At 62.9% G+C, this 23,210-nt stretch carries 18 protein-coding genes; 12 read left to right on the top strand and 6 right to left on the bottom strand.

What is annotated here, in order from left to right; translation table 11 throughout:
• Nucleotides 1-9: 9 nt before the first annotated feature.
• Nucleotides 10-4,656, bottom strand: coding sequence for an NAD-glutamate dehydrogenase domain-containing protein (locus tag P3G66_RS01530; protein ID WP_276116096.1), 4,647 nt, complete (start codon nucleotides 4,654-4,656; stop codon nucleotides 10-12).
• Nucleotides 4,657-4,890: 234 nt separating this feature from the next.
• Here P3G66_RS01530 and P3G66_RS01525 point away from each other — a divergent pair, with 234 nt between their 5' ends.
• From P3G66_RS01525 to hutG, 11 genes are all read left to right on the top strand, one after another.
• Nucleotides 4,891-6,060 carry an acyl-CoA dehydrogenase family protein gene (locus tag P3G66_RS01525; protein WP_007732726.1) on the top strand — a complete coding sequence of 390 codons (1,170 nt, stop codon included), beginning with the start codon at nucleotides 4,891-4,893 and terminating at the stop codon, nucleotides 6,058-6,060.
• A gap of 11 nt (nucleotides 6,061-6,071) precedes the next feature.
• Entirely contained in the window at nucleotides 6,072-7,214 is a 1,143-nt protein-coding gene (locus P3G66_RS01520; protein ID WP_003940060.1) for a CoA transferase, read from the top strand.
• 37 nt (nucleotides 7,215-7,251) lie between these two features.
• Nucleotides 7,252-7,914: an IclR family transcriptional regulator gene (locus tag P3G66_RS01515; protein ID WP_003939923.1), complete on the top strand. Its 663-nt coding sequence runs from the start codon at nucleotides 7,252-7,254 to the stop codon at nucleotides 7,912-7,914.
• A 119-nt stretch (nucleotides 7,915-8,033) separates the two neighbouring features.
• The gene (locus P3G66_RS01510) at nucleotides 8,034-8,825 is read left to right on the top strand and encodes an IclR family transcriptional regulator (protein WP_276116095.1); all 792 of its coding nucleotides are present in this window, start codon (nucleotides 8,034-8,036) and stop codon (nucleotides 8,823-8,825) included.
• Between the two features lie 109 nt (nucleotides 8,826-8,934).
• The gene (gene hutH, locus P3G66_RS01505) at nucleotides 8,935-10,503 is read left to right on the top strand and encodes a histidine ammonia-lyase (RefSeq protein ID WP_007732730.1); all 1,569 of its coding nucleotides are present in this window, start codon (nucleotides 8,935-8,937) and stop codon (nucleotides 10,501-10,503) included.
• Nucleotides 10,500-11,573: a histidinol-phosphate transaminase gene (locus tag P3G66_RS01500; protein ID WP_136470850.1), complete on the top strand. Its 1,074-nt coding sequence runs from the start codon at nucleotides 10,500-10,502 to the stop codon at nucleotides 11,571-11,573. The genes hutH and P3G66_RS01500 overlap by 4 nt, the downstream gene beginning before the upstream one ends.
• Nucleotides 11,574-11,589: 16 nt before the next feature.
• Nucleotides 11,590-12,954 carry an FAD-linked oxidase C-terminal domain-containing protein gene (locus P3G66_RS01495; protein ID WP_276116094.1) on the top strand — a complete coding sequence of 455 codons (1,365 nt, stop codon included), beginning with the start codon at nucleotides 11,590-11,592 and terminating at the stop codon, nucleotides 12,952-12,954.
• 203 nt (nucleotides 12,955-13,157) lie between these two features.
• A complete protein-coding gene (locus tag P3G66_RS01490) occupies nucleotides 13,158-14,594 on the top strand; it encodes a cytosine permease (protein WP_003940251.1) in 1,437 nt (478 codons plus the stop codon).
• Between the two features lie 42 nt (nucleotides 14,595-14,636).
• Entirely contained in the window at nucleotides 14,637-16,310 is a 1,674-nt protein-coding gene (hutU, locus tag P3G66_RS01485; RefSeq protein WP_007732742.1) for a urocanate hydratase, read from the top strand.
• A 37-nt stretch (nucleotides 16,311-16,347) separates the two neighbouring features.
• Nucleotides 16,348-17,538: an imidazolonepropionase gene (gene hutI, locus P3G66_RS01480; RefSeq protein WP_054187472.1), complete on the top strand. Its 1,191-nt coding sequence runs from the start codon at nucleotides 16,348-16,350 to the stop codon at nucleotides 17,536-17,538.
• 23 nt (nucleotides 17,539-17,561) lie between these two features.
• Nucleotides 17,562-18,530 (top strand): formimidoylglutamase, encoded by a 969-nt coding sequence (gene hutG / locus P3G66_RS01475; RefSeq protein ID WP_042926100.1) that lies wholly within the window; start codon nucleotides 17,562-17,564, stop codon nucleotides 18,528-18,530.
• Here hutG and P3G66_RS01470 read toward each other — a convergent pair.
• Complete coding sequence (locus P3G66_RS01470; protein ID WP_234551285.1) at nucleotides 18,527-19,180, bottom strand: TetR/AcrR family transcriptional regulator; 654 nt, start codon at nucleotides 19,178-19,180, stop codon at nucleotides 18,527-18,529. The two genes, hutG and P3G66_RS01470, sit on opposite strands and share 4 nt — an antisense overlap.
• Nucleotides 19,181-19,290: 110 nt before the next feature.
• Here P3G66_RS01470 and P3G66_RS01465 point away from each other — a divergent pair, with 110 nt between their 5' ends.
• Nucleotides 19,291-19,665, top strand: coding sequence for a nitroreductase family deazaflavin-dependent oxidoreductase (locus P3G66_RS01465; protein ID WP_058037648.1), 375 nt, complete (start codon nucleotides 19,291-19,293; stop codon nucleotides 19,663-19,665).
• 9 nt (nucleotides 19,666-19,674) lie between these two features.
• On the opposite strand, the gene P3G66_RS01460 is transcribed toward P3G66_RS01465, so the two are convergent.
• From P3G66_RS01460 to P3G66_RS01445, 4 genes are all read right to left on the bottom strand, one after another.
• Nucleotides 19,675-20,226: a TetR/AcrR family transcriptional regulator gene (locus P3G66_RS01460; protein ID WP_007732757.1), complete on the bottom strand. Its 552-nt coding sequence runs from the start codon at nucleotides 20,224-20,226 to the stop codon at nucleotides 19,675-19,677.
• Nucleotides 20,227-20,253: 27 nt separating this feature from the next.
• Nucleotides 20,254-20,940 (bottom strand): ABC transporter ATP-binding protein, encoded by a 687-nt coding sequence (locus P3G66_RS01455; RefSeq protein ID WP_003939803.1) that lies wholly within the window; start codon nucleotides 20,938-20,940, stop codon nucleotides 20,254-20,256.
• Nucleotides 20,937-22,067, bottom strand: a complete 1,131-nt coding sequence (locus P3G66_RS01450) for an ABC transporter permease (RefSeq protein ID WP_211921074.1) — start codon at nucleotides 22,065-22,067, stop codon at nucleotides 20,937-20,939. The genes P3G66_RS01455 and P3G66_RS01450 overlap by 4 nt, the downstream gene beginning before the upstream one ends.
• Before the next feature lie 102 nt (nucleotides 22,068-22,169).
• A complete protein-coding gene (locus P3G66_RS01445; RefSeq protein WP_256519930.1) occupies nucleotides 22,170-23,159 on the bottom strand; it encodes a TauD/TfdA family dioxygenase in 990 nt (329 codons plus the stop codon).
• Nucleotides 23,160-23,210: the final 51 nt, after the last annotated feature.

Raw genomic sequence — 23,210 nt, 5'->3', positions numbered from 1 at the left:
GCGCCGGACCTAACCCACCATGCGCCGCAATTGGCTCGTCGCAACCGAAAGCGCAGCAAGATCGTGTTGCCCGGACGCCTCGATCTCTGCGAGCGCGAGAGTGGACCTCTCGATTCTCGACGCATTCCTTTCTTCCCACCTCGAGAGTTTTTCCGCTGTCGTGTCACCCGCTTCCGCGTCGGCCAAGACGTCGAGGGTCAGGGCCCGCACCGTCGAGTACAACTCGTCCCGCAACGACAACCTCGCCAACGCGTTCCATTTTCCGTCCTTGCTCAACGCCGACACTCGATTGAGCATCGGGACGAGCCCAACATGCTCACCGAGCCGGAAATAGAGTTCGCCGGTCTCCGAGATCGTCCGATCGGCGAGGTCCGCGATCTCCACCACGTCGAGCAGTCCGAACTGATCGAGCAATATCTCCACTCGCCTGACCAGGTTCTCCGGCGCGCCTTTGTCCGTGATGAGGACCGTTCGCGCAGCCAGGTTCCGCTGATCTGCGCCTACCAGCCAGCCATCGAGCTCTGCCGACGCCTCCGCGATGCGATCACCGAATCTGCTGATCTCGGCCCCGACGGCCAGCGGTTGCGGACGACGTGTCAGCATCCACCGTGACGCCCGGTCGAGCAGTCGCCTGGTGAGCAGGATCAACTCGTCGGACACTGCGGTCGAGATCGAGGCTTCGCTGATGTCGTGCCACAACCCCCACAGTCCGAACACCTCGGAGACCACAGTGAAGGCACGTACTGCGTCTTCCGGATCAGCGCCGACTTCTTCACCGAGCCGATACGCATAGGTGATGCCGCCTCGATCGATGACGTTGTTCGTCAGCACTGTCGCGACGATCTCGCGACGAAGTGGGTGCCGGTCGAGAGCGTCACCCCCTGCAACTCGAACGCCCTCCGGAAAATAGTTCGCCAGCACCTGGCGGTAGATCTGGTTGTCGATCGAGCTTCCCGCCAACAGCGTGGATTTCAGATCGAGCTTGACGTGGGCCATCAGTGTGGCGAGTTCCGGCGACGTCAGCCCCGTTCCCGACTTCTCGGCCGCGGCGAACTGCTTCTTGGTCGGAAACCCTTCGATGACACGGTCGACGATCCCGCGCGATTCGAGGTTGGAAATCACTCTGCCGTGCACACCGATCATCGCCCCCGCATCCGCCCGCGTGGTACCCATCAGTTCGTTCTGCGAACGGTTGTCTGCGAGAACGAGTTTTGCGACCTGGTCGGTCAGCGATTCGAGTAGTGCGTCACGACGTGAGTCCGTGACGACGCCTGAGCTGATCAGAGAGTCGAGAAGGATCTTGATGTTCACCTCGTGGTCGGAACAATCGACTCCGGCCGAATTGTCGAGGGCGTCTGTGTTGATCCGTCCACCGCCGCGTGCGTATTCGATCCGTCCGGCCTGGGTGAGGCCGAGATTGCCTCCTTCACCGATCACTCGGGCACGCACTTCGTTGCCGTTCACCCGAACGGCGTCGTTGCTCTTGTCGCCGACTTCGAGGTCGGACTCACCGGAGGCCTTGACGTACGTTCCGATGCCGCCGTTCCACAACAGATCTGCCGGGGACCGCAAAATCGCCCGAACCAGTTGCGGTGGAGTCAGGTCGGTGACGTCGTCCTCGAGGCCCAGTGCCTCTCGTATCTCGTCACTGATCGGAACGCGCTTCGCCGAGCGTTCCCACACTCCGCCGCCGGCACTGATCAAGGTCGGGTCGTAGTCGGCCCACGAGGATCGGGGGAGCGCAAAGAGACGTGATCGCTCGTCGTACGAGCGCTCAGGCGACGGGTCCGGATCGACGAACACGTGCCGATGATCGAACGCCGCGATCAGGCGAATGTGCTTGCTGCACAACATACCGTTGCCGAAGACGTCGCCACTCATGTCTCCGATCCCCACCGCGGTGAAGTCATCGTGCTGGGTATCGACGCCGAGCTCACGGAAGTGCCGCTTGACACTTTCCCAGGCGCCCTTCGCCGTGATACCCATGGCTTTGTGGTCGTAGCCGACCGACCCGCCGGACGCGAAGGCGTCGCCGAGCCAGAATCCGTACTCCGCGGCAACCTCGTTCGCGATGTCGGAGAACTTCGCAGTTCCCTTGTCCGCGGCGACAACAAGATACGTGTCGTCTCCGTCGTGGCGAACGACCCGCCGCGCCGCGACAACGGCCCCGCTCTGCTTGTCGACGTTGTCGGTCAGATCGAGTAGTCCGCGAATGAAGGATCGGTAGCAATCGATCCCGGCCGCCAACGCAGCTTCTCGGTCTGCGTCTGCGCCCCGCCCTGGAACCGGTGGGCGTTTGACGACAAATCCGCCCTTCGCTCCGACAGGCACGATGACTGCGTTCTTGACTGCCTGCGCCTTCACCAATCCCAGTACCTCGGTGCGAAAGTCCTCTTTCCGATCCGACCAGCGCAAGCCGCCGCGAGCCACCGTACCGAAACGAAGGTGCACACCTGCTACATCGGGTGAGTACACGAATATCTCGAACTTCGGTCGAGGGAAAGGCAATACGGACAGCTTCTCCGAATCGAACTTCAACGAGAGCGCGCCGAGCGATTGAGTCGGATACACGAAATAGTTGGTACGCAACGTGTTACGGACCAGTTCGGACAACGCGCGCAGGATCCGATCGGCGTCGAGTCCTTGCACCTGCGCCACGGCCGTTTCCACGTCCGCTGCTGCACGTGCACCTCGATCTCCGTCGACGACGTCAGGATCGAAACGGCTCTCGAACAATTCGCACAATCTGCCGGCGATCTCGGGATGATCGGCAAGTACCTCGGCGACGCGACCGGTGCTGTAAGGAAATCCCGCTTGCTGCAAGAACTCCGCGTATGCCCGCAGCACCACTACCTGTTTCCAGCCGAGTCCCGCGATCGCGACCAATTCGTTGAACGAGTCCGGCTCGGCGTCACCGTTTCGAACCGCGGCAAACGTCGCCGCGAATCGCGCGGCAAAGTTGTCGAAGCCTTCGACCGGAGCACTCGGATAGTCGAGCGTGAACTCGTAGATCCTGGACTGTTCGGTTCCCGCCGGTGCGATCTCGTACGGACGCTCGTCGACCACTTCGACGCCCAGGCTCTGCAATACGGGCAGCACCTCGCCCAGCGAGAGCGGATCACCCGAGACGTACAGCCCGAGACGGTGAGTACCCGGTCCGTCGACAGAACGGGCCAACCTTGGACTTACTTCTCCGGGCGCGAGGCCCTCGAACACCGCCATGTCCTCGGCGGCTCGGACAGCGTCGAAATCCTGCTTGTATGCCACCGGAACGCGCTCGGCGAACCGAGCACGCCTGCGCCGCTCGTCGTAGTGCGAAGCATCCAGAACGAATCGTTCGTCCCACGTCAGGCACGCGTCGACGACGAGGTCCCGAATCTCCCGTGCTTGTCGCGCCGACGCGAAGTTCGCGCCGCCGCCGACTGTGGCCGTGAAATGTACGACGGCCAAGGGGGATTCCGAGACTCGACTGGAGAACTCGATATTGTGGGCACCGAGTGCGTCGGCGAGTACCGACTCGGCCGTTGTTCTGATCGTCGTACTGAATTTCTCGCGCGGAACGAAGAGCAAAGCCGACAACTCTTGATCTCGCCCTGTCACCGGGGAACTTCCCACCGGTTGCAAGAACAGATGGATCGATGTGCGGCCGTCCACGGAAGTGAGTTCGTCCAGCGCGTCCGCGATTCGGGCCGGCTCGGCCGCCAGGAGCACTGTGACCGGAATCGACTGAATCACTGCCAGCATCGATTGTCCGACAAACGAATCGACGGTGGATCCTGAGGCCTCGAAGATTTCTGCGACGCGTCCTCGCACGAGCGGGGTTCGCCTGACGTCGGCGACGATACCGGTCGCGGTGAAGAACCCGACGAATCGGTACGCACGGTCGCCGACGGACACGTCGATCTCGGTGGCGTATTCGGATCCACCGAACCCTTGCCGGAGGTACACCACTGCAATCGCGAGGGGCGCCGCTTTCGAATCCGAAGAGCCGGTTGGATCGGGGAGCACGCCGATGGCGTACGGCTCGTCACTGTCGACAGTTCGCGCACCACCGATGACACTGAAGTTTCCGGCGCTGCACCACCGGAGAAAGTCAGCTTCTTCGGCGTAGCCGTTCGAGTCCAGTTGCTCGCGCGCCTCGTCGACGAGGTCCCGCAGGGGCACGGAATCGCGGAAGGCACGCGCGATACGGTCGAGGATTCCGGCGACGTCGTCCGCGATCACCTGCGCCTGCGCGTCCGAACAGTGTGCGGGTAGTCCTATGTGGATCCATGATTCGGTGCGCTCCCCGGCCCGGGCGTCTTCGGTGCTGTGCGCCGGTTGTACGGCTGTGCGAAGCACGGGGTGCACCACGAATTCAGGTTCCACGCGGGCACGGGCAAGTGTCGCCAAGACCGCTTCGACGAGCTGCGGCATGTCGTCGCCGACGTATTGAATCGCGGGGCCATCCCCTAACTCCCCGGCCGGCGCGAGTCGCGAGATCGACGAGTTGTGTCCTCGTCGACGCGAAAGGTCCATGTGCGCGGCGACAATCGCCAGCTTGCGGTCTTCGGCGAGCGCAGCGTATCGATCCGCCGACAAGCCCTCGAAATACGTACTGGACACCCTCCTCACATTCTCGGAGTCCGGTGTCGTGTCGACTGAAACGAGGCTCATGTCAGCACCTTCCGTCGAAAGCCACGCTGCTTCCGACTTGTAGTGGGTTCGATCCGCAATCAACTTGTCTATACAGGCTTAGACAAGTTGATCATTGCAGAACGTGAGCCGCGACACAACAACTTCACCCCTGGACAAATTCGCCACCCTCGGCCATAGTCAGTCCATGCCAACTAGTGGCAATTAGATTTCATTAGATGAAATTCGTAACTATTCCGCCTCGAAGGAGCCCCCGTGACTACCCAGACCGCGCCCGACACCGACAGCGTCGATCTCGCAGAGTTCCGCAGCACTGTCCGAGCCTTCGCCAACGCCGAGATCCACCCAGGAGCAGCCGCACGCGACGAGTCCAAGGAGTTCCCGGCGCAGCTGGTCAAGCGCCTCGGGCAGCAGGACCTCATGGGCATTTCCGTGCCCGAGGAATTCGGCGGGCTGGGTCTGTCGACACGAACCCAACTGGTCGCCATCGAAGAAGTTGCACGCACCGACGCCGCGCTGGCATCGATCTACACCGCCCACTACCTGGGCCTCGAGCCGATTCTCGTCGGCGGCTCCGAAGAGCAGAAGCATCGCTGGTTGCCCCAGCTCGCGTCGGGCGAACTACTGGCCGGCTTTGCACTCACAGAACCCGATGCCGGCTCCGACATCGCCTCGATGCGTACCGTCGCCCGACGCGAGGACGACGGCTGGCATCTCTCCGGATCGAAGACGTACATCTCCAACGCCAAGGAAGCCGACCTGGTCGTGCTCTTCGCCAAGACGGACCCGAGCGCAGGATTCCGAGGCATCACCGCCTTCGTCGTCCCCAAGGGAACTCCGGGAATCAGCTACTCGGAGCCGCAGGACAAGATGGGAATTCGTTCGGCCCCGACGTACACCGTCTACCTCGACGACGTCGTTCTGCCGCTCGACTCCGTGATCGGCACCGAAGGTCGCGGCGGCAACATTGCCTTGACCGCCCTGAACCGAGCACGCATCGACGTAGCGGCAATGGCAAACGGCATCGCTCTGCGCGCTTGGGAACTGGGACGCGAGTACGCAACGGAGCGAAAGCAGTTCGGCACGCCGATCTTCGACTTCCAGGCAATCCAGCTACTCCTCGGTGGCTGCGACGCGCAACTTGTCGCATCACGCGTCACCGCAGACTGGGCCGCCGACGTCAAGGACGCCGGTCAGGACATCCGCCGCGCCGCATCGATTTCGAAGTACGTCGCCACCGAAGCCTGCTTCTCGATCGTCGATCAAACCGTACAGATCCACGGTGGCGCAGGTTTCATGCGCGAATCGGAAATCGAACGCCTGTACCGCGATTGCCGCATTCTCCGCATCTTCGAGGGCACCTCGCAGATCCAGTTGCTCACCATTGCCGGCAATGCTCCGTCGCCGCGTTCCACCGAGTTCTGAAAGGCGCGGACATGACTGCACTTCCCCCACTCGACGGCATCCGGGTAATCGACCTCTCGCGCGTCCTTGCCGGACCCTACTGCACCGCACTGCTTTCCGACGCCGGTGCGGACGTCGTCAAGATCGAATCCGAACACGGTGAAGACTCTCGGCACCTCGGCCCGTTCCGCGACGGCGAGAGCATCTACTTCAACGTGCTCAATCGTGGCAAGCGTTCGGTGGCACTCAACCTCAAGAACGACGAGGACCGTGAGGCGCTGCTGACGCTCATCGAGACCGCCGACGTCGTCGTCGAAAACTTTCGCCCCGGCGTCACCAAGCGCCTGGGAATCGACTACGAGGCTGCGCGGGCTCGCAATCCGCGCATCGTGTACGCGTCCATCTCCGGTTTCGGACAGGACGGGCCCATGTCCGGAGCCGCCGCCTACGACCTTGTAGTCCAGGCTCTTTCGGGAATCATGAGCATCACCGGTTCGGAGGAATCCGGGCCGACACGGTTGGGTGAGTCGTTCGGAGACCTGGTCGCCGGGCTGTTCGCCGCCTGGGGAATCAGTACCGCCCTGCTGAGTGCACGGGCGAGCGGACTCGGGCAGCACCTTGACGTCGCGATGTTCGACAGCATGCTCGCCATGCTGCCGACAGCACACAGCCAACTGCAATCCACCGGGCTCACTCCCCCACGCGTCGGCAACCGTCATCCGGTGTCAACACCGTTCGACACCTACAAGGCCGACGACGGACTCTTCGTCCTCGCAGTTGCGAGCCAGTCGGGTTTCGAGAAGCTGGCGCAGACGATGAATCGCGTCGACCTGATCGCAGATCCCCGATTTGCCGACGACACCGCCCGGACCGAGAACGAACCGGCACTGCGCAAGGAGATCGAAAACTGGGCTGCCGGAAAGACCGTCGCCGACGTGGTCGGTATTCTCGGCGACGCGGGCCTCGCCGGCTCGGAAATCTGGGACGTCCAGCAGGCACTCACCTCCGCGCAGGCCGAGTATCGCGGAGTCGTCGAATCGTTCGAGCACCCGGTAGCAGGAAAAATCTCCTACGTACGACAACCCGTCGTGTTCGGTGATAGCCGACGCCCCGATGTCCGCCGCAGTCCCCTGCTGGACGAGCACCACGGTGAGGTACTGCCGGGCTCGCGATAGATTCAGCGCAGACATCCCTCGGCACTTGGAGTAGGACATGGCCCCCGGCGACGTGACCCGCAGCGCGAATCGCACGTTCGAACTTCTCGGTGCGATCGTCGAGCACGGCGGGTTGACGCTCGGCGACGCCGCCAAGGCAACCGATCTGGCAACCAGTACCGCGCTTCGCCTGATCAGAAGCCTCGAACAAACCGAGTTCGTCGTCCGCGGCGAGGACAACGTCTATCGCGTCGGCCCGCGGCTACTACAGATCGGGGCTCGCGCACTCGGTGACAATCAACTGTTGCCGAGAGCGCGGCCCGCGATGAAGGCCATCGCCGAAACCACGAGAGAGTCGACCTACCTGTCGACGAAGGGACCGAAAGACACTGCGCTGTATCTCGATCAGATCGAGGGCACGCACGCGATCCGCCACATGGGGTGGGTGGGCCAGAGCGTTCCCCTGGACGGCACCGCCGTCGGCGCAGCGTTGAGCGGCAAGGTAGGCGAGAGCGGGTACGCCATTGCGCACGACACCATCGAGGATCACTCGACCGGAGTTGCCGCGCCGATCTACAACGCGGTCGGTCAGATAGCCGGAGCGCTCAGCGTCGTGGGCCCGACATTCCGTCTGACGGACGAGGTCTGCGCCAGCCACGGCCGCGTCTTGGTGGAGCACTGCGCCCGGTTGTCCGCGGAACTCGGCAGCCAGACACCCTGACCACCCCGAGCACTTGGCGATTCAGTCTCGTATCCGAGCACTTGGCGATTCAGTCTCGTATCCGAGACAATGTGGTTCCCCGCTCCCACCTCAGCCCTACCCGTAAGGACACACCCCATATGACGACGAGCCGCGTGAAATCTGCTGAGCGCGTGCTCGACGTGCTCGATCTCCTGGCCCGCCGGGGTGTGCCGCTGGCGACGGCAGAAATCTCCAGCGCCCTCGAGCTGCCGAAGAGTACGACGCATCACCTCCTCAATGTCATGCGGGATCGACGGTTCGTCTCGTACTGGGCTGATCAACGCGCCTGGACCCTGGGTGTCTCGGCGTTCGAAGTCGGTGCGTCGTACATGCGGTCCGGCCCACTTCACCGTGAGGGCCAACGATTCATGCTGGCACTCACTCAGTCGACCGACGAGACCTCCCATCTGGCGGTACTTCAGGGTTCTGACGTCATCTACCTCGACAAACGTGAACCTCTGAAGCCCGGCGTTCGGTTGGTGACCGAGATCGGGACCCGCCTTCCGGCGCATCTCACCGCAGTCGGGCGGGCGATTCTGAGCCGTCTGGACGTGGAACAGATCAGCGCGCTCTACGAGGGGTACACCTGGCCGACGCGGACCGGAACGGGTCCGTCGACGCTCGCCGAACTGCGAGAACTGCTCGCCGCAGCACGTGAGAGCGGATATGCGGTCGAAGGGAATGCGACGACATCCGGGATCAACTGCATCGCCAGCCCCGTGATCACACGGGACGGTCGTCCGGTCGCAGCTCTCGGCGTCACCTTCCTCTCCGGCTCCAAATCGGCCGAGGAGAGTGCCCTGATCGCCGACCGAGTGCGCGCCGTCAGCGCCGAGTTCTCCGCCGATCTCGGAGATCGAATGGTGGAGACCCCGACCGCAGACATGTAGCCAATTTCTCCGTTCCGTACTTTGCGGGCCTTGTTTTCGTCTCATATTCAAGACTAGAGTCTCGTATACAAGACTTTGTTAGATAGCCACGCATCATCATTGGAGTCCCATGAACGCCACCCCTGCCACCCAGACAGCCACCCGAACCATCGAGGTCGGAATCGGCGCTGTCACCATCGCCGACGTCGTCGACGTCGCGCGCAACGGATACGGCGTTGCATTGACCGCGGAATCACTGGCCGCGATCGCCGAAAGTCGTGCACGCATCGAAGCGCTGGCCGCAGACCCCACACCGGTCTACGGAGTTTCCACCGGATTCGGCGCACTTGCCACCCGGCACATTCCGGCGCATCTGCGGACACAGTTGCAGCGCAGCCTGATCCGCTCACATGCGGCAGGTTCGGGACCGGAAGTCGAACGCGAAGTGATCCGGGCCTTGATGCTTCTGCGTCTGTCGACGCTCGCCACCGGGCGGACCGGAGTGCGCCCTGTAGTCGCACAGGCGTACGCCGACCTACTCACCGCAGGCATCACCCCGGTGGTGCACGAATACGGCAGCCTCGGATGCTCGGGAGATCTGGCACCACTGGCGCATGTGGCGATGGCAATCATCGGTGAAGGTTCCGTCCGCACCGCCGACGGTGAACTCACCGATGCGGCAACGGCATTGGCTGCTCATGGCCTCGAACCGGTGGTTCTGGCCGAGAAGGAAGGCCTCGCACTGATCAACGGTACCGACGGGATGCTCGGCCAACTGGCCCTTGCGATCACCGATCTCGATCATCTGCTCAAGTTGGCCGACATCGCTGCCGCTATGAGCGTCGAGGGCTTGCTCGGCACAGATCAAGTGTTCGCCGCCGATCTTCAGGCGCTTCGCCCCCACCCCGGACAGGGCGCGGCCGCCTCGAACATGGTGCGCTTGCTTGCCGACTCCCCGATCGTCGCCAGCCACGCGGGCCCTGACTGCACCAGGGTTCAAGACGCGTACTCACTGCGGTGCGCACCGCAGGTCGCCGGCGGCGCACGCGACACCGTCGATCACGCCCGCCTCGTCGCCGGGCGCGAATTGGCCAGTGCTGTCGACAATCCCGTTGTCACCCTCGACGGACGGGTTCGATCCAACGGTAACTTCCACGGAGCTCCCGTCGCTTACGTCTTGGACTTCCTCGCCATCGTGACCGCGGATGTCGCGGGTATCAGCGAACGCCGCACCGATCGCTTCCTCGACGTAGCACGCAATCACGGTCTGACCCCCTTCCTCGCCGACGACCCCGGTGTCGACAGCGGACTGATGATCGCGCAGTACACACAAGCTGCCATCGTGTCCGAACTCAAGCGACTCGCGAGCCCGGCCAGTGTCGATTCGATTCCCTCCTCGGCCATGCAGGAAGATCACGTCTCCATGGGATGGTCGGGTGCACGCAAGCTCCGCCGGTCCATCGACGGTCTCACCCGAGTTCTCGCGATCGAGATACTGACTGCAGCACGAGGAATCGATTTGCGCTCCCCACTCGAGCCCTCCCCCGCCACCGGAGCCGTCCTTCGGACCCTGCGCGAGAAGGTGCAGGGGCCGGGTACCGATCGCTTCCTGTCCCCCGAGATCGAGGCCGCGGTGGACTTGGCGGCATCGGGTGCACTTGTTGCGGCCGCGGAGAACGCGATCGGCGCCCTGGCATGAGCGCGCCCGGTGCGCTGAGGCCTCGCCCCCGACCCGAAATCGAAGCACTCCCTCGATACTCCAAAGCCGCCGGCCTCGAGCAGGTTCGGTGGCGGGCGTCGAGCAACGAGTCGACGGTTGCACCCTCGGCGGCCATTCTCGAGGCCGTCAATCTCGCGGCCTCACACTCGCACTTGTATCCGTCGCTGTTCGGCGACACGCTGATCGCTCGGTTGAGCGGCCGCCTGGGCGTCGGCGACGACCAGGTATTGGTCGGCGCCGGTTCGTTGGCACTGCTCCAGCAGGTATTGACTGCGTACACGGGTCCGGGCACCGAGGTCGTCTACCCGTGGCGCAGCTACGAGGCGTACCCGATACTGATCGGAATCGCCGGGGCGAGCGGTGTCCCCGTCGCACTCGATTCCGAACATCGGCACGATCTGAGTGCAATGGCGGCGGCGGTGACCCCGCAAACCCGCGCGGTACTCGTCTGCAACCCCAACAATCCGACCGGTAGCGAGTTCTCGACCGCCGAGTTCGTCTCGTTCGCCCGTGCAATCCCGAGCGACGTCCTCATCCTCCTGGACGAGGCCTACCGGGAGTTCGCGACCAGCGACGTCGACGGCGTCGACCTGCTTCGAGCCTTTCCCAACATCGTCGTCTTCCGAACCTTCTCCAAGGCTTACGGATTGGCCGGACTTCGTGCCGGCTATGCCGTCACCAACTCGGCGATCGCAGCGGATCTTCGCAGCGCTGCACCGCCCTTCGGGCTCAGCGCCGTTGCCGAGGCCGCGGCCTGCGCGGCCCTGACCGATCCGGCACACACCGATTCGATAGTCGAAACGGTGACCGAGGGTCGTTCTCACCTACGTGAGCAATTGGCTCTGCGCGGCGTCGAGACGGTCCCGAGCGGTGCCAACTTCGTGTGGATCCCTCTCGGCAAGAGAGCTTCTGCGCTCGAAGCGGCCTGCGTCGCGCAGGGTGTCTCGGTCCGGATGTTCCCCGGCGAGGGAGTGCGGGTGACCGTAGGTGAGCGGGCAGCAGAAGACGCCGTGATCTCCGCTGTGGATGCACTCGCATACAACCTTTGACCGACTGGAGAAAAGAATGTCCGTCCACGAACTTGCTCGGTCGATCGGTTCGAGTCGCCTGATCACCGACCCTGCGGTAATGGACTCGTACCGCCGTGACGAGGCCCATCTCACCGAACCCGGCCATCCGGCAGCCGTCATGCTCGCCGAAACTGCGGCCGACATTTCCGAGGCGCTGAAATGGGCTACTGCTCACCGTGTCCCGGTGGTAACCCGCGGTGCGGGAACCGGTTTGGCGGGCGGCGGGGCAGCCGTCGAGGGCTGCCTGGTCATCTCGACCACTCGCATGCGCTCGATTCTCGAGGTCAATCCGGACGATCAACTCGCTGTCGTGGAAGCCGGGGTGATCAACGCCGACATCAGTCGAGCAGCAGACGAGTACGGGCTGATGTACGCCCCTGATCCGAGCAGTTTCGAGATCTCCACGATCGGCGGAAACATCGCCACCAACGCCGGTGGACTGCGTTGCGTGAAGTACGGCGTCACCCGCGATTCAGTCCTGGGTCTCGAGGTTGTGCTCGCCGACGGTCGGATCGTGCGGACAGGCCGAAGGACCGTCAAAGGTGTTGCGGGATACGACTTGACCAGTCTTCTCGTCGGTTCGGAGGGAACACTCGGAGTCGTCACGAGTGCCACGCTGAAGTTGCAGCCCAAGCCCAAGAGAGCACCGGTCACCGTCGTCGGCAGTTTCGATTCTCTCCGCTCCGCAGCGGACGCAGTTACCGCGGTCGTTCGCGACGGGATCGGACCGAGCCTGCTGGAGCTGATCGATCGAGCAACGCTGCGCGCAGTCGACGACTGGAAACGAATCGGGTTGGAAGACAACACCGCCGCGATGCTGATCGCACAGGCCGACGGGGTCGATGCCGACGCAGCAGCCGCGGCGATGCAGAAACACTTCGAGAGGGCGGGCGCAGATTTTGTCGCCGTCTCGCAGGACGCGGCAGAAGCCGCACAGCTACTCGAGATTCGCCGACTCGCCTATCCGGCTTCCGAACGACTCGGGCAATGTCTCGTGGAAGACGTCGGGGTCCCGCGGTCGAAACTGCCCGACATGCTCGAGAGTATCGACCGAGCCGCCGCCGAGCACATGGTCAAGATCATGACCGTCGCGCATGCTGGTGACGGCAACGTCCATCCGACCTTCGTCTTCGACCGCACTGCCGACGGCTCGGTCCCCGAAGCCGTGTGGACCGCCGCGGACGAGGTCTTCCGGCGTGCTCTCGAACTCGGCGGAACTCTGACCGGAGAGCACGGCGTCGGCGTTCTGAAGCGTCGCTGGCTCTCTCTCGAGCTCGGCGAGGACAGCATGCAACTGCACCGATCGATCAAGGCTGCCTTCGACCCGCTCGGAATCCTCAACCCGGGTAAGGGTTTCTGATTTCTCGCGCGGTGTTACACAGCATTTACGCGAAAACGGGTCCCGGGTATTGACGCCTGTATATACAGGCATATACATTTATCCGCAGTGACAGTGACCCAGCGCACAAAGCACAAGGCGCAAAGCACCAAGCACGAAGAAGGTGGGCAATACCCCGACGTCGATTCCGTCGCTCGACGGGCTCGCAGCAGAAAGACAGGCCTATGACTCACGATGGACCGGCCGAGGTCATCCTCACTCCGGAACGACGCACTATCGACGTCGTCCCGGATGCAGAACGACACGGCACCCCGCGCAGCCAGTTCACTCTCTGGTTCGGCGCCAACATGCAGATCACTGCAATCGTCGACGGCGCTCTCGCCGTCGTATTCGGCGCGGACGCCATCTGGGCGATCGTCGGACTTCTGATCGGCAACATCTTCGGTGGCGCTGTCATGGCGCTTCACTCCGCACAGGGCCCGCGTATGGGTCTCCCCCAGATGATCTCGAGTCGCGCCCAGTTCGGCGTCAAGGGAGCAGTCGTACCGCTTGTTCTCGTCATCCTGATGTACCTCGGCTTCGCTGCCACCGGCACCGTGTTGGCCGGACAGGCCGTCAACAAGATCCTGCACATCGACAGCCCCACCGTCGGCATCGTCGTCTTCGGTCTCCTCACCGCATTCGTCGCGGTCACCGGCTACAAGCTGATCCACATCGTCGGCAGGATCGCCACCGTCGTGGGCATCGTCGGATTCTCCTACCTGGCCGTTCGACTGTTCCTCGAGTACGACGTCGCCTCGTACGTCGGCATCAAGGGCTTCGACATAGTCACCTTCCTGCTCGCGATCTCGCTGGGTGCCGGTTGGCAGCTCACCTTCGGCCCGTACGTCGCCGACTACTCGCGTTACCTGCCGCGCAGCACTTCCGAGAGCACCACGTTCTGGTCGACGTTCCTCGGTAGTGTCATCGGATCGCAGTGGTCCATGACCTTCGGCGCTCTCGTCGCGGCCTGCGCCGGCGACGCGTTCCTGGGTAACCAGGTCGGCTTCATGGGAGATCTGGCCGGACCCGCTGCCATCGCCTTCCTGATCTACTTCGTCATCCTGGTCGGCAAGCTGACGGTGAACGTGCTCAACGCCTACGGCGGATTCATGTCGATCCTGACCACCGTCACCGCCTTCAACGGACAGTCTCGAATCTCGAGCACCGCGCGCACCCTCTACATCCTCGGTTTCACTGCGGTCTCGGTCTTGATCGCCATCGCCGCCAGCGCCGACTTCCTGGACAACTTCAAGAACTTCGTCCTGGTGTTGCTGATGGTGTTCACGCCGTGGAGTGCGATCAATCTGATCGACTACTACCTGATCTCCAAGGAACGCATCGACATTCCGGCGCTGTACGACGTCAACGGTCGATACGGAGCATGGAACTTCACCGCATTGGCTTGCTACGCCGCCGGCGTTCTCGCCCAGATCCCGTTCCTCGCCCAGAAGATGTACACCGGCCCCGTCACGGACATGCTCGGCGGCGCCGACATCTCGTGGCTCGTCGGCATCGTGTTCACCGGGCTGATCTATTACCCACTCGCCAAGCGCACGAGCAATCCCCCTTCGTCGATGATCTACCCCGATCACACCGCGATGACCGACTCTCGCGTCTGATCCCCCAACGTCTTTCGAACTTCAGCAAGCTAGGAGAACACAATGGAAATCAGCACCCCCGGCCACGAGCCGCGCCCCGTCCGCGCTCCCCGCGGCCCCGAGCTCACGACGCTCGGTTGGCAGCAGGAGGGTGCCCTGCGCATGCTCATGAACAACCTCGACCCCGATGTTGCCGAGCACCCGGACAGCCTCGTCGTCTACGGCGGAACCGGTCGCGCAGCGCGTAGTTGGGCTGCCTTCGACGCCATGGTCGCCACGCTGAAGACGCTGAAGAACGACGAGACCATGCTGGTGCAGTCCGGCAAGCCGGTCGGTGTCTTCCGCACCAACGAGTGGGCACCGCGAGTGCTGATCGCCAACTCCAACCTGGTCGGTGACTGGGCGAACTGGGAAGAGTTCCGCCGTCTCGAAGACCTCGGCCTGACCATGTACGGCCAGATGACCGCAGGCTCCTGGATTTACATCGGCACCCAGGGAATCCTGCAGGGTACGTACGAGACCTTCGGCGCCATCGCGAAGAAGCGCTACAACGGCTCACTCGCCGGAACGATCACCCTCACTGCGGGTCTCGGCGGCATGGGCGGCGCTCAGCCTCTCGCCGTCACTATGAACGACGGCGTCGCGATCTGCGTCGACTGCGACATCACCCGCATCGACCGTCGTATCGCCCACAAGTACCTCGACACCAAGGCAGACAGCATCGAGCACGCGCTCGAACTGGCGACCGCGGCACGCGATGCCAAGAAGCCACTCTCCATCGGCCTCGAAGGCAATGCGGCAGAGATCTTCCCGGCGCTGCTGGAGATGAAGGCCCCCATCGACATCGTGACCGACCAGACCTCGGCGCACGATCCCCTCGCCTACCTGCCGATCGGCATCGACTTCGGCGACATGAAGACCATGTCGGAGAAGGATCCGCAGAAGTTCACCGAAGATTCCCGCAACGCGATGGCCGCACACGTCAAGGCCATGGTCGGATTCATGGACGCCGGCGCCGAGGTATTCGACTACGGCAACTCCATCCGCGACGAGGCCCGCAAGGCCGGCTACGACCGTGCATTCGACTTCCCCGGATTCGTTCCCGCCTACATCCGTCCGCTCTTCGAAGAAGGCCTCGGCCCCTTCCGCTGGGCAGCGCTCTCGGGTGATCCCAAGGACATCGAGGCCACCGACAAGGCCATCCTCGAACTCTTCCCCGAGAACGAGCACCTGCGCCGCTGGATCACCATGGCCGGCGAAAAGGTTGCCTTCGAAGGCCTTCCGGCTCGTATCTGCTGGCTCGGATACGGTGAGCGCCACCTCGCCGGCCTCAAGTTCAACGAGATGGTGGCCTCGGGCGAGCTCTCCGCACCGATCGCCATCGGCCGCGATCACCTCGACTCCGGATCGGTCGCCTCGCCGTACCGCGAAACCGAATCGATGATCGACGGGTCCGACGCGATCGCCGACTGGCCGCTGCTCAACGCCCTGGTCAACACCGCGTCCGGCGCTTCGTGGGTTTCACTCCACCAAGGCGGCGGCGTCGGTATGGGACGCTCCATCCACGCGGGACAGGTGTGCATCGCCGACGGCACCGAACTCGCAGCCAAGAAGCTCGAAGCAGTTCTCACCAACGATCCCGGGATGGGCGTCATCCGGCATGCGGATGCAGGATACGACCACGCCATCGACACGGCAGCCACCCGCGGCGTCCGAATCCCGATGACCGAGAACTGAAACAGCTTCACCACCTCACCCTGAGTTAGGAATTACATTGACCACGAATGGTTCTCGAACCACTGTTCTGACCAACATCGGAACCCTCGTCACCAATGACCCGACTCTGGGTGAGGGCAAGCTCGGCGTACGACACGACGCGGCAATCGTTTTCGACGACGGCGTTGTTGCTTGGGTCGGTGATTCCGCCGACGCCCCGGCTGCCGATATCGGTCAGGATATCGGCGGTCGGGCCCTGCTCCCCGGTTTCGTGGAGAGTCACTCGCACCTGGTGTTCGGTGGCGAGCGGGCCGAGGAATTCGCAGCTCGCATGGCGGGCGAGAAGTACGCCGCCGGCGGCATTCGCAACACCATCGAAGCGACGCGCTCGGCCACCGACGAACAATTGCAGGCCAATGTTCGACGCCTACTCGACGAATCCCTGCGCTCCGGCAGCACAACCGTCGAATGCAAGACCGGATACGGGCAGAACACCGAGAGCGAACTACGCAGCGCACTGATCGCCGGACAGTTCACCGACGAGGTCACACTGCTGGCCGCCCACGTTCCACCACCCGAATATGCCGGTCGCGTCGATGACTATGTCGCCATGGCGTGCGACGAGATGATCCCTGCCTGTGCGCCACACGCGAAGTGGATCGATGTCTTCTGCGAGCGAGGCGCGTTCAACCGCGAACAGGCACATGCAGTCCTGAGCGCAGGCGTCGCCGCTGGACTGATCCCCCGCGTCCACGGCAATCAACTCGGCGAAGGGCCAGGAGTTCAACTCGCCGTCGAGATGGGAGCCGCATCCGTCGATCACGTCACCTACGTCACCGCCGAGGACATCGACGCCCTGGCTCAGAGTTCCACCGTCGCAACACTGTTGCCGGGTGCCGACTTCTCCACCCGCAACAAGTACCCCGACGCCCGCGCACTGCTGGACGCCGGCGTCACCGTAGCTCTCGGCGCCGACTGCAATCCCGGCACCTGCTACACCACCAGCCTCCCGTTCTGCATAGCAATTGCGGTGCGAGACATGCACATGACACCCGCCGAGGCAGTCTGGGCAGCCACTGCAGGAGGCGCCCGGGCGCTGCAGCGCACCGACGTCGGAACCCTTTCTCTCGGAACACGTGCCGACGCCATCGCGCTCGATGCACCGTCGTACCTCCACCTCGCCTACCGCCCGGGCGTCCCTCTGGTGCGCGAGGTCTGGAAAAACGGCGCACTCGCCACAAGCTACTGAAATACACTCACCGGGAGGCCGTCGTGGCTCATCAGATCGCAGTCGACATCGAACCCAAGCCGTGGACCGGGCGCTCCGACGGCACCACTGCCGAGCATCTGCGGTGGCATCATGCCGTGCAACCGTATTCAGCCGAAACAGCTCCCGGCGACTGTGTTCTGATCGGATTCTCCAGCGACGAAGGAGTCCGCCGCAACAAGGGCCGCCGCGGCGCCGCGGATGGCCCGGACGCGTTGCGAGCCGGGTTGGCTTCCATGGCGCTGGCCGAACCACTGCAGATTCAGGACGCCGGAACCGTTGCCGTGTCGGGTGAAGAACTCGAGGCCGGTCAAGCCGCACTCGGGAACGCCGTCAGCGCTGCGCTTGATTCGGGACACTTCCCTGTGGTTCTCGGGGGAGGACACGAAATCGCCTACGGCACATACCTCGGCGTCGCGGGCTCCGAGTTGCGAACCGCTGGAGCCAAACTCGGAATCCTCAACTTGGATGCGCACTTCGACCTGCGGGGCGATCCGATACCCAGCTCCGGCACACCCTTTCGTCAGATCGCCGAGGACGAAGCCGCGGCAGGCACCTCACATCAGTACAGCGTGATCGGAATCAGCCAACCGAGCAACACCACGGCACTGTTCGACACGGCTCACCGCCTCGGTGTTCGCTATCTGCTCGACGAAGAATGCGGAGCGATCGGCCGAGGCGTCGTGGATCAGTTCCTCGCAGACTTCCTCGACGACGTCGATCTGGTCTACCTGACCATCGACCTCGATGTCCTGCCTGCAGCTGTGGCGCCGGGCGTCAGCGCACCTGCGGCCTACGGAGTCAGCCTCGAAACCATCCAATACGTATGTGACCGAGTCACGTCCAGCGGAAAACTCGCGGTTCTCGATGTCGCCGAACTGAACCCGAGCCTCGACGTCGACAATCGCACTGCCCGAACGGCTGCTCGTCTGATCCACCGGATAGTCACGAAGCACGTGCCGGTTCAGCGCTAGCCTCGGCGCGCCTCCAGCGCATCGAGGATGAGATCGAGACCGTAGGCGAACTCACTCGTGTGGTCGTAAGCCGGACTCAGACCGTGATCGACGATCATCTCGTGAAGGAAGGGCAACTCTTCAGCCGGAAGGTGCTCGAGGATGTCACTCGCAACTTCTTCGACGTCGCCGGGTGCGCTTATCGGTAGATTCGCCTCCTGGAGAACATATCCGCCGATATAGCTGTCGATCAGCGAGGCTCCGTGGGCGGCCATCGGGAGTGTGAACCCGGCCTTCCGGAGGACTCCGAGCACAGCGTCGAGATGACGCAGGGTCGCCGAGCCAGGGTTGCGTCGCGAATCCAGCAGACCGAGAGCCCAACGGTGCTGCGACAGGACTGTGCGAGCGGAATAGGCGCGTCCACGGATTGCGTCTCGCCAATCCGCACACTCACTGTCGGGCAGGTCGATCGCCTCGAAGACCGCATCGACGAGGCCGTCGAGAATCGCATCTTTGTTGGGCACGTGGTGGTAGAGCGACATCGCCTCGATGCCCAGTTCCTGGGCCACCCGTCGCATCGTGACGGCTTCGACACCACCCGCGTCGGCAACGCGGATCGCACCCTCGATTACGCGAGTTCTGTTCAGCGACTGTCGCGGTTGCCGTGACACACAGACTCCCCTCGGCGGAACGAATACGTTGACAACCTTACATACGTAAGTCACCCTTACAGGTGTAAGCCCGCCTTACGTTCGTAAGGCGCTCGCGAAGGGAGACCGCAATGCCGATGCCGAGATGGTGGGGACATGTCAACAAGCGAGTGTTCAATCCTCGCGCGATCTCGAGCGGGAAATGGCCGGTACTGACTCACGTCGGACGCACATCCGGCACGACCTACCGGACACCTCTCGACGCCTATCCGGTCGAGGGTGGCTATGTCTTCATTCTGGTGTATGGATCAGGCTCGGACTGGGTGCAGAACGTCTTGAGAGCGGGAAGCGCTCGACTGTCGGTCGACGAGACGGAGGTGAGCCTCGGCACCCCACGCCTCGTCGCGAAAGACGAAGCATTTCAAGCACTTTCCTCAGACGTGTCCCAACCCCCGAGGCTGCTCCGCATCACCGAGTACCTTCGGATGGATCTGATTACGGCCTGAGGCTGCCACTCACGCGAGGACCTCACGCACGGCGGACCTGACTTCGTCCATGCTGCAACCGGATTCGATCAGTTCGGTACCCGTATGCACCAGCGAGTTGATCAACTTGGCGGTGAGCTTCGGGTCCGACACGCCACGGAGGCGGAGGGCCTCGACCAGCGGAAGCACAAGACTGTCGTGCATTTCCATGATCCGCGAATCTCGAAATGTTTGCGGGGTCAGTGTCGCCAGCGCTCCGACTATCGCATGCTCTCCGTCGGCAACCAGTTGGAGGTTTGCCTCGACGTACGCCCATACCGGATCGTCTGCGCCTGCCATCGCCTCGACGATCTTGTCGTTCCAGCGCGGGAACATGTCTTCGACGACGGCACTGAGGAGATCTTCCCGGGACCGGAAGTAGTGGTAGGCACTCGACCTGGCGAGCCCGGCCTTCGCTGCCACCTCACCGAGCCCCGGTGGCCGATCCGGGGCCTCGGACAGAAGAGCGTGTGCAGCGTCGAGGAGGGCACGGCGCTGAGCAGCACGATGCTCGACCACAGTGGGCGCATCGATCCTCGGCACCGAATCTCCTCCAGTCCCCTCGCGGGCTTACTCGCTCTGACGCAACCGACCGTCAACCATTTCGAGGATGCGGTCGCAGTGCCCGAGCACGTCGTGATCGTGGGTCACCATGATCGTAGCGACGCCTGCCTCGTGAGTTTCGCGCGAGAGCAGTTCGACCACCTCATGGCTGCGTTTGCGGTCGAGAGCAGCCGTCGGCTCGTCGACGAGCAGTAGCGAGGGATTGCTCATCAATGCCCGAGCGATACCGACGCGCTGGCGTTCACCGCCGGAGAGTTGACCGGGTCGACGATCTGCACGGTGACTCATACCGACCGAGTCGAGCAACTCCTCGGGATCGCGACCCGGCCGCCCCGTGAGCTTGGGAATCAGCCGAAGCTGATCGCGCGCCGTCAGCGCTGGAATCAGGTTGCCGGACTGAAAGACGAAGCCGACCTTGTCTCGTCGAAGTTTGGCGAGAGCACGGGCCGGCATCGCCGACACGTCCACGCCGTCGATGACAATCGTTCCACTCGACGGCCGACCGAGTCCGCCGGCCACAGCGAGCAAGCTCGACTTTCCAGCGCCTGACGGTCCGACGATCGCGACAAGTTCACCGCACGAGACCTCCAGGTTCACGTTGTCGAGGGCGAGCACGGTGGAGTCACCGTCACCGAATCGAAGACTGACAGCGGTCAATACCAATCCGGTTGTGGTCTTTTCGACTGTGGTCATCGGTTTTCTCCCAATGCGGTGAGCGGGTTGACACGGGTAACACGGACGATGGCAACGGCTGCGCCGACCAGCCCGAGTACCGCCAAGAGCACTGCGCCGTTGACGACTGGGCCGGACTCGAGGGCGAACGGCATCCCCCCGCCTTCGAGCCCCGAACCGAGCCCCAAGCCCAGCAACACACCGAGGCCGATGGAACCAAGCAGCACTACCAGTGCCTGCGCCATGCCGTCACGAAGCAGGAAGCCGGTAGAGGCTCCCATCGCGCGCAACACTGCGAGTTCACGACCGCGCTGAACCGTCCAGATACTGAAGAATGCACCGACCACCAGCGCCGAAATCGCGTACAGAAACGCCTTGATCATCGACATTGTCATCATTTCCGCAGAGAAGCCTGGTGAGGAGTCGAAAGATTCCTCGAGCGTCTTTGCGGACGTTCCTGCCGCCGCATCGCCCGACACGAGGTCCGGCAACGCGCCACCAACGCCCCGAATCGCAACAACACTTGCTTCGGAATAGGCACTGGCATTGGCGGTTTCGCCGATCTTGGCACCGGCGTGAACCTCCTGCCAAGTACGCAGGGGCAGGTAGGCGACGTCGACGTGACCGAAAGTGCGCTTGTCTTCGGTGAATCCGACAACTGTCAGCTCCGTACCGAGTCGATCGAGTATCACGGTGTCACCGATCGCAACACCGTCGTCGCGGAAAGTAGAGCTGACGATGATGTCCGTGTCGGCTTGCAGTCCCCTCCCGTCGGCGGTGACGGGCTCGAGGAAGGAGCCAGGTTCGATACCGAAGAGCGTGAGATCGACAGGCGTGCCACTGCGAGTTTTTGCATTGACGATCATGTTGCCGAAGAGCTCGGCGTCTTGGACATCGGGTTGCATGCGCCATGCCTGCGCCTGCTCCTCGGTGACGACCGAGCGCGAAAACGCCGAGTCGGCTTTGGTGTCCGGCGCGAAGGCAAACGCCTGAATCGGCGTCCGCTGCAACGCGGACACACCATCATTGACCAGTCCGGACGAGAGGCCGGACAGGATCACCATCAGGATCGAGATGAGGGCAACCACGGCACCCATCAAGAGGAATCGATTTCGCGCAAACCACAGTTCACGCAGGGCGAGGAACATTCGGGAAGCTCCAAAGTCGTCGATACGAGTCACGCCGACTTTTATCGACGCCTTGTCGAAATCATATCGACAAGGCGTCGAAAAACTATGTGAGGTGCGTTACTACTTCCCGTAGTAGACACTCGAGGCGCTGAGCGTCGTATCAGCCCCGACGCCCACCGGTCGATCCCCGACAATCGAGATTCGATCCATCACACGACGAGCCGGGAAGTAGTCACTGGCCGCGTAGTGCTGGCAGGTCCGATTGTCCCAGAAGGCAACAGTATTCGGCTCCCACTTCAAACGGACCTGAAATTCCGGACGATTGACGTGGCGATACAGCATCGTGAGAAGTTCGTTCGATTCTTCTTCTGACACACCCAAGATCCGTTGCGTGAAGGTCATGTTGACGAACAACACCCGCCTGCCACTTTCCGGAATGATCCGAACCACCGGATGCTGCACAGCGGGGAACTTCGGACGCAACATCTCGACCGCATCCACCGGCATCGACCTGCCGAACGAGTTGATCCAATCGTGTTCTGCAACAAGCGGGTCGATACGCTTCTTGATGTCTTCAGGAAGCAGATCGTAGGCAGCTGCAGTATCGGCCCACAAAGTGTCACCACCCACCTCTGGCACCTCGACCGCACGAAGAACTGCTGCGAACGAAGGAAACTCGTGCCACGTAACGTCGTTGTGCCAGTTGTTCTCGACTCCGCCGACCATCGCATCCTTCGCCAGTGTCGTGACATCGACGTCCGTCTGCCCGGGCTGCGTGTACTTGAAGAACGGATGCTGTTCGAGATCGCCCCAACGCTCGGCAAAAGCTCGATGTTCCGCTCGGTCGAGGTCCTGATCGCGGAAGAAGAGGACTTTCCATTCGAGGAGAGCTCGGCGGAGTTCCGCAATCACGGCATCAGACAGACCCCCGCCGAGTCGAATACCGGAGATTTCCGCTCCGATCGTCGGCGCGACCGCCTTGACCGCAAGGTGTTCGTACGGTGCCGGGACTACCGACTCGGGATTCCGGCGAGCAACGAGTGGACCGTACGCAGCAAGCGGGTCGGTGGGGATCGGAAAGATTGTTGCCGCAGGAAAAGGGGTAGCCATCAGGGCACTTCCTCGAAATCGACGATGTCGTAAAGGACAAAAGTCAGATTA

It is taken from the genome of Rhodococcus sp. C3V (assembly GCF_029269915.1).
Classification (GTDB): Bacteria; Actinomycetota; Actinomycetes; order Mycobacteriales; family Mycobacteriaceae; genus Rhodococcus_F; species Rhodococcus_F qingshengii.
Note: the sequence above shows the minus strand (reverse complement) of the source record. Positions and strands in the feature narration are given on the sequence as shown.